The sequence below is a fragment of the Mycobacterium asiaticum DSM 44297 genome (genome assembly GCF_000613245.1).
Classification (GTDB): domain Bacteria; phylum Actinomycetota; class Actinomycetes; order Mycobacteriales; family Mycobacteriaceae; genus Mycobacterium; species Mycobacterium asiaticum.
In genome coordinates, this window is record NZ_HG964936.1 from 1814642 (window position 1) to 1815537 (window position 896).

The window sequence follows — 896 nt, forward strand, 5'->3', positions numbered from 1 at the left end:
CCTGGCCGCCCTGGTGGCCTTGCGAGGGATTGGTCGCGTCGTCGCTGCCGGCGATACCGGTACCACCGTGTCCGCCGGTACCACCCTGACCGCCGCTGCCGCCGGTGCCGATGCTGCCGTCGTTGCCGCCGTCCCTGCCGATCCCGGCTGTCCCCGCGCTGCCACCGGTACCGCCGTTGCCGCCGTCCGCACCCGCGCCGCCGGCGGTGCCCGTATTCGCACCACCCACGCCGCCGGTGCCGCCAGTACCGCCGACACCGCCGCGGCCTCCGCTGCCGCCGCCCTGGCCGTCTATGCCCGCACCGCCGTCACCACCCTGTCCACCGGCACCGCCGCGGCCGCCTTGGTGGCCGACCGCCGGATCGGTCAGGGAGTCGATGCCCGCGACGCCGGTTCCGCCCTTGCCGCCGCTGCCACCAAGTCCACCCGCGCCACCAGTGCCGATAGTGCCGGCGATTCCGCCGCCGCTACCACCCAGGCCCGCCGCACCCGCAGTACCCCCTGTGCCGCCCTTACCGCCGTCGGCGCCGTCCCCGCCGGTATCACCGAGGTTCGACCCGCCCGTCCCGCCGGTACCACCGGTTCCGCCGGCGCCACCTCGCCCGCCGGTGCCTCCGCCCTGGTTGTCGAGGCCGGCACCACCGTCACCGCCCTGGCCGCCTGCACCGCCCTGACCGCCCTGACCGCCTGCGCTAGGTGACGTGCCGGACGTGCCGGCGGTGCCGGTTCCGCCGCTTCCGCCGGTGCCACCCTGCCCGCCGGAGCCGCCTTTGCCGACGTTGCCAGCTGTGCCACCGTCGGTACCAACACCGGCCGCCCCGGCGGTGCCGCCGGTGCCACCCTTACCGCCATCGGCGCCGCTGCCGCCAAGCGTGGAGGTGTTCGGCCCCGCCCAA

Annotated in this window: 1 pseudogene; it reads left to right on the forward strand. The window is 76.6% G+C overall.

Features of this window, described 5'->3' with window-relative positions:
* A pseudogene (locus tag BN972_RS30960) lies at positions 1-700 on the forward strand (hypothetical protein); the annotation flags it as partial.
* Between the last annotated feature and the right edge of the window lie 196 nt (positions 701-896).